The organism is Rhodococcus sp. IEGM 1370, from assembly GCF_033142325.1.
GTDB lineage: Bacteria > Actinomycetota > Actinomycetes > Mycobacteriales > Mycobacteriaceae > Rhodococcoides.
Window position 1 is genome coordinate 149,523 of the sequence record NZ_JAWLRY010000009.1, and the last position, 6,113, is coordinate 155,635.

The following is a 6,113-nucleotide window of genomic DNA, read 5'->3' on the forward strand; positions in this document are numbered from 1 at the left end:
CTTTCCGTCTAGGCAAGTGTTACGTTGAATCCTGAAAGTACACCGCGCACATCCATGGAGGGTCATGAAGAAGCATCCGGTCGTCACTCGTTCACTCGTCCTCGCCAGCGCGCTCACAGCCGTGATCGGTACCAGCGCCGCGCAAGCCGGTGCCCAGGAGAGATACTTCTCGCCGCAACAACGGATTTACACGCTCGCCGAGGTTCCCCAATGTCTCGGCGGTACCGTCGATGTGAATGTCCAAAGCGGCTACGCGCCCAACGAGATTCGTGCGAATTTCACCACCCACCTGTACAGCCCGGCATGGGCCGGATCAGCCGACTACGAGTGTTATCTGAGCATCTATGCGGATTGGCGTAACCACGACACAGGACTCAGCGGAACCGCCGAGCAGCGGGTGGCGAGCTGGCGGTTCCAGGGCCCCAATGTGGCAAACCCTTACGTGGACATCGAGACAGGGGAGGGGCCGCTTACGGTCACCTTCAGAACGAGTGCCGCGCATACACCGAGCCCCTCCTTCGAGGTGCCGGCCCGCTGAACAGCGCCGAACCGGCTTCCGGCGGGCGAGAGCCGTGACGTCTTCATGTCGACTCGAAAGAGAAAAGAGAAAACGTGACAATTGCTCGGAAGGCAGTTGTTCTGGTCGCGACTGTGTGCGGATTGGCCCTAGGTGGTTGTGCGAGTGGCGATTCGGACACCAGTGCCGCGCCGGACACGACACGTGTGCCCGCTGGGACGACGTCGCCCGCGGGGACGACTACCGAGTCGTCGGTTGTGGCCGAGCCGCCGACTCGGCTCGAGGCCGAATCCCCACAGGAATCGGCAGTCGCTCCGCCGACACGAACGCCGGAGGAAGCAGCGGACCTGGTGCCGGGTGGTGGTGGTGGTGCGATCTTGCAGCCGTCGGGAGACGAACCAGGCAACGTCGATCCCGCGACGTTCCGGACGGGGAGCGACAAATACAACTTCACGTCGCCGACGGGCAACATTCACTGCGGCATCTGGGACGCCGACGGGCCCGAGGGGCGAGTGGGATGTCAGGCCGTGGACGGCAGGAATCCTTTCGACGGACCGCAATGCTCGAACGCCGAGAACGACAAGGTCGCTGTTCGCGTAACCGTGGCGGGCTCGGAAAGCATGTGCACGACACAGGGCATCTACGTGGATGCGAACGCCCCGGTACTCGAGTTCGGCCAGGTGCTGTCGGTCGAGGGCGTGGTGTGCCGGTCCGGGCCCGACGACATAATCGGGTGTACCGCACCTACGGGCGGATTCACGTTCTCCCGAGGTATCAACTACACCTACTGATTCGGACGTTGCGGGGTGTGAGTCGACAGTCCACACTTGGACCCACCATGACGAACTACGATCTGCGCGCCAACCCCCGGAAATTGCGGCCGCGGCCAGCGGTCCCGCGCGAGGTGGCGGTCGAGCTGACGTCCAGCGGGGTGCCTGTTGCCGAGCGCGACTTCTTCGTCGAGGAGTTCCGAGGGGTCACGATCGTGATCGCCCTTCCCATGGTGAGCGTCGCGGCTCTGGAAGCAGTGGAACGGACGGTCGGTGAGTTCGGCACTGGCGACACGCGATTCATATTCGTGGTTCCGGCCGACCATGCTCCGGAAGTCACCGCTGCAGTCGGTGGTGTGGCCATGGCCGGTGCGACTGTCTGGAACGACGAGTCCGTCGCCCGTCTGTGGCTCGCAATCGCGGACTCGGAATGCGTCGTGATCGGGGCGGAGGCGGCCGCTGTCGCGCGCACTGCCGGCACGGTGTCTGCGAGCGTGCGGGCATCGAAAATGGTCCTGACCGATCCGGGCGGGGGCTGGGGTAATCCTCCTCGTAGCTTCGCCGACATCGACCTGCACCGCGAGCGCCTGGTCGCTCACCTGGCCGAACGGGGGCTCGACGATTTCCCCCCAGCCGCCGAGGCAGCACTTGCCGGTGGTGCATACAGCGTAAACCTTTGTCGTGCTGAGGATCTCGAATTCGAGCTGTTCACATTCGACGGCCGAGGGACCGTCCTGACCCAAGGCCGCTACCTGCACTTGGCCTCGCTACAGGTGGACGACTTCCCGGCGATAGAGGCTTTGGTGGCACAGGGAGTGCGAGAAGGGGTTCTCAAGCAGCGCAGTCGGATCGAGATTGCCAGGATGGCTGTCGGTGGGCTCGGTGCTCGGGTACTGCGCACGGGGCACCTCGCCGGCATCGTCGGACTCGAGGTGGACCGTTACGCCGGAACCGGATTCGGCGAAGTGTCCGGCTTGATCACCGTTGCCGAGTTCTCCGGACTGGGAGCAGGCGGCTTGTTGATGGACGGATTGTTGGAGGTCTGCCGCACGAAAGGCATCTCGACCCTGTTCGCGGTCACGGTCAGCAGTGAGGCCGCGGAGTTCTTCGCCAAACGCAGTTTCGTCGAGGTCGGGCATCAGGATGTGCCTGCCGCGAAGTGGGAGGACTACGACGCCGATCGGCTCGAGTCTGCTCGCTGTTTTCTACGATCCGTCTGAATATTTGCGAGGAGTGTTTTACCCGGGTGGACCTGGTGTTGACACTCCCCTTGGGGGAGGCATCACCGTGGGGTCATGACCACACAATGGGATGGACTCCCGGACAACGTGAAGAAGTTCATTACCGCACTCGACTCCAAGCAAGGCGCTCGCGGGCTCTCCGTATTCACCGCGGATGCCGTGGTAACCGATGAGGGCCACGACCACTCGGGCCGAGACGAGATCGAGGCCTGGCTGATCGCCTCGGTCAGTGAGAGTGAGTACACCTACACGAGCAAGTTCACCGGAGCGACCACATCCGGCAAGACTGTCGACGTCGAGCAGCACCTGGAAGGCAACTTCCCCGGGGGAGTCGTCGACCTGCACTACCGCTTCACGCTCGACGGTGCGCTGATCCAGGCGCTGGTGATCGAGCCATGAGCAAGCGATGGTTCATCACCGGTGGCACACCCGGCGGTTTCGGCATGGCGTACGCCGAGGTGGCGCTGGAGGCGGGGGACCGCGTGGTACTCACCGCCCGGCGTCCGGAGGAATTGGTGTCGTGGGCCGATCGTTACGGTGACCGCGTGCTCATCGTGCCCATGGATGTCACCGACGCGGCGCAGGTGCTCCGCGCGGTACACACGGCCGAGGAGCATTTCGGCGGTATCGACGTGCTGGTCAACAACGCCGGTCGAGGCTGGTACGGATCGATCGAGGGAATGGACGAGTCCTCGATACGGGCGATGTTCGAGCTGAACTTCTTCGCCGTGCTGTCCGTCACGCGCGCAGTGCTACCAGGTATGCGCACCCAAGGAAGCGGGTGGATCGTCAACGTGTCCTCGGTGGCCGGGCTTCTGGCGGCGGTCGGATTCGGCTACTACAGCGCAACAAAATACGCGATCGAAGCCGTCACCGACGCGCTGCGCGAGGAAGTCGCCGAGCACGGCATCTCCGTGTTGGCAGTCGAACCGGGCGCTTTCCGCACGAACGCTTACGCCGGATTCGCCGACGAGCCCATCGCGGAGGCCATTCCGGAATACCGCGGGATGCTGGAACAGGTGCGTGCCGCTTTCGTCGCAATGAACGGGGTGCAACCGGGAGACCCGCATCGCGGTGCCCGTGCGGTGATCGCAGCGATGGCCCAGAACCCACCGCCACACCGGCTGATCCTGGGCAACAGCGGATACGACGCCGTGATCGACGCACTGGAAGAAAACCTGAACGACATCCGGTCGAACGAAACACTGTCTCGCAGCGCGGATTTCCCCGCCTAGCCAGGCCCGCTGAATCAGAATTCGATAGCGACCCATCCGGAACATCGGACTACCGATGCCACGGTGGTGACGGCCAGGTCGTTCTCGACGACCCGGCCGTCACCACGGCACAACAGCAGCCTGCAAAGCTGTGCGAATGGCCTTCACCACTACACTGTCGACACCGATCGCCGCGGACCCAACAGCAGTCTTCGAACTGGAGTCGGATGCCCAGGTCCACGCGGAGTCTCAGGGTTCGTTCGGAGAAAGTGTTCGGTTCACATCCGATCGCAGTAGCCTCCGCCTGGGGGATGAGATCCAGATCCGCTCCAGACACCTCGGGTTCTGGTTCACCTTGACCAGCCGTATCACAGAGCACGAACGTCCTCGATATTTCGTGGACGAACAAGTCACCGGCCCTTTCTCTTCGATGCGTCACGAACACTTCTTTCTCGCAACACGTGATCACACCCAGATGGTCGACGTCATGTCAGTACAGTTTCGCGGAGGACGACTCGCCGCTCTGATTCTGGATATCCCAGGAAAGCTGTACCTTCGACGCATCCTGTGTATTCGGAACGAGTTCATCAGGCACCGCGCCGAAGCCGATCAGGCAGCGAAGGGTCGGTAACTGGTCAGAGTGTCAGCGCCCTCTGGCATTGTTCCTACTCGGAAATGCTTGGACGGCGAGAGGTATTGCGCTGCAACAAGCAGTGGGTTCCGGTCACTGGGTAAGTCTCTTATCTGATCTCGAGGTATTCGCTGACCCTCCAATCCGACGACCGTTCCGATACTGAGCGTGGCGTGAAGTCGAGGAAGTATGGCGTTATTGCCGAGAAGATGTGCCACGCGAGCGCCCACGACATCCATGCTCACTTCCCAGATACCCATCCCCATTCCGATCAGATAGAGCGCGTCACCCGCGAAGACCGACCAACCTGATTCCGGCCCGACGGAGAGCGCACCCAGTCCCACTGCTGAGACGACGACGCCCGGAGCGATCACGCGTCTTGCCCCCGACGCGCTGGATGATCGTCCCGGCGAACGGCAGACCGGATACGGCCCCCGCCGACAAGAACAGCAGACGAATCCCCAATTGGGAAGGTCGACAATGCCAGGTCCGTGCCGATGGCGGGATACGACTGATAAACGCGGTGTTCATGGGCTCCGTTGACGAGAAACGCTAGGTAGTCAGTGGTGAGATCGCGCCGCGTGCACGAGCCACCGTCACGCCGGCCGGCAGGAGAGTGCGCACCGTGGAGTCATCCTGCGCAAGAACCCCGAGCAGAACGTGAGCTACACCGATATCGCGGTCTCGGAGTGCAACTGCTTCTTTCATCGACTGCCGGAGTGCCTTTTTGGCAGCTTTGTCGAAGGGTAAATGCCGCCGTGCCGGTTCGCGCTTGCGATCGAGGGCTCCGGCACCGAATGCGGCGTCGACCTGCGAGACAACGGCATCGAGATCGATTCCAATCGACTTCAGCGCGTGAGCATCTGCGGGCCCCAGCCCAGCGCTGACCTGTACCACCGAGCGAACTGCTTCGGAAGTGACTCCAAGCGTGGTCATTCGAGTCCTTAGCGACTCGTCGGCACCGTCGAGCGCAGCAATCATCAGGTGCTCGACGCCGATACGCGACGATTGCAGTTCGCGGGCGACATCCTGCGCACCGATCACGGTGAGTCGAGCTGCTGCGGTGAACTTCTCGAACATCATCTACCTCCCTTGTCCGCCGTGCTTCTTGTGCACGGCCTGTCTGCTGACTTCGAGCGAGTCCGCAATCAATTGCCAGGGCCAACCCTGGTTGCGGGCATTGCGAACTTGGACTGCTTCGAGACGCTCGAGCAGTCGACGCAGTGCTAGCACTGCGCGAAGCCCTTCGGCAGGATCAGGGCTGCTGGCGGCTGCGGCGAGTGTTGTGGCTTCGGTCATGGTGTCAATGTAAATTGACATCGGCCGCTTGTCAATTCCGGTTGACGGCGCGATCCGCTCCTGTGACCCCAGGTTGCTGCAGGAATGGCTCTGACAACGGCACGACGACGATCTCGCAGCCGAGTCCCGCCAATGCATCGTATGAAGTCTGCATAGGGCGTACGCAATCTCAGAGGTAGTGCGAATGCCGTGGATAGGCTTCGGGGCCGACTGCGTGGATAGAAGTCTTGAATGACCTCAAAAAGGGCGGGTAGTCACGTCGTGCGTGATCCAATCGCCGGATAGCTGCCCATCGGGACGCCCGAGCGAGCGGCGTGAATGTTCATCACCTTGTTGCTGTATCCGAGTAGGTCGGCGAGCGTTGTGAATCACCCCGGCGTGTCCGGAGACTTCGTTCTTTGGGAAGGATGGAGTCATGTCGTCAGGATCGCAGAAGAGGTA

At 62.2% G+C, this 6,113-nt stretch carries 7 protein-coding genes; 5 read left to right on the forward strand and 2 right to left on the reverse strand.

All coding sequences use genetic code 11. The features are described from left to right. The first annotated feature begins 64 nt into the window (after positions 1–64). From R4P47_RS14115 to R4P47_RS14135, 5 genes are all read left to right on the forward strand, one after another. The gene (locus R4P47_RS14115) at positions 65–538 is read left to right on the forward strand and encodes a hypothetical protein (RefSeq protein WP_317785054.1); all 474 of its coding nucleotides are present in this window, start codon (positions 65–67) and stop codon (positions 536–538) included. A gap of 236 nt (positions 539–774) precedes the next feature. Continuing rightward, positions 775–1,308 (forward strand): hypothetical protein, encoded by a 534-nt coding sequence (locus tag R4P47_RS14120; protein WP_317785055.1) that lies wholly within the window; start codon positions 775–777, stop codon positions 1,306–1,308. Positions 1,309–1,355: 47 nt separating this feature from the next. Then, complete coding sequence (locus R4P47_RS14125) at positions 1,356–2,507, forward strand: GNAT family N-acetyltransferase (protein WP_317785056.1); 1,152 nt, start codon at positions 1,356–1,358, stop codon at positions 2,505–2,507. Positions 2,508–2,582: 75 nt separating this feature from the next. After that, the gene (locus tag R4P47_RS14130) at positions 2,583–2,927 is read left to right on the forward strand and encodes a nuclear transport factor 2 family protein (protein WP_317785057.1); all 345 of its coding nucleotides are present in this window, start codon (positions 2,583–2,585) and stop codon (positions 2,925–2,927) included. Continuing rightward, on the forward strand, positions 2,924–3,763 hold the full coding sequence (locus R4P47_RS14135; protein WP_317785058.1) for an SDR family NAD(P)-dependent oxidoreductase: 840 nt from the start codon (positions 2,924–2,926) through the stop codon (positions 3,761–3,763). Before R4P47_RS14130 ends, R4P47_RS14135 begins: the two co-directional genes overlap by 4 nt. Before the next feature lie 1,162 nt (positions 3,764–4,925). Here R4P47_RS14135 and R4P47_RS14140 read toward each other — a convergent pair. Further along, positions 4,926–5,456: a Clp protease N-terminal domain-containing protein gene (locus R4P47_RS14140; protein WP_317533952.1), complete on the reverse strand. Its 531-nt coding sequence runs from the start codon at positions 5,454–5,456 to the stop codon at positions 4,926–4,928. Next, complete coding sequence (locus tag R4P47_RS14145) at positions 5,457–5,672, reverse strand: hypothetical protein (RefSeq protein WP_068051821.1); 216 nt, start codon at positions 5,670–5,672, stop codon at positions 5,457–5,459. Between the last annotated feature and the right edge of the window lie 441 nt (positions 5,673–6,113).

Coding starts and splice junctions, on each gene's coding strand:
- R4P47_RS14115 (WP_317785054.1), top strand. CDS start 65: ATGAAGAAGCATCCGGTCGTCACTCGTTCACTCGTCCTCGCCAGCGCG.
- R4P47_RS14125 (WP_317785056.1), top strand. CDS start 1,356: ATGACGAACTACGATCTGCGCGCCAACCCCCGGAAATTGCGGCCGCGG.
- R4P47_RS14130 (WP_317785057.1), top strand. CDS start 2,583: ATGACCACACAATGGGATGGACTCCCGGACAACGTGAAGAAGTTCATT.
- R4P47_RS14135 (WP_317785058.1), top strand. CDS start 2,924: ATGAGCAAGCGATGGTTCATCACCGGTGGCACACCCGGCGGTTTCGGC.
- R4P47_RS14140 (WP_317533952.1), bottom strand. CDS start 5,456: ATGATGTTCGAGAAGTTCACCGCAGCAGCTCGACTCACCGTGATCGGT.
- R4P47_RS14145 (WP_068051821.1), bottom strand. CDS start 5,672: ATGACCGAAGCCACAACACTCGCCGCAGCCGCCAGCAGCCCTGATCCT.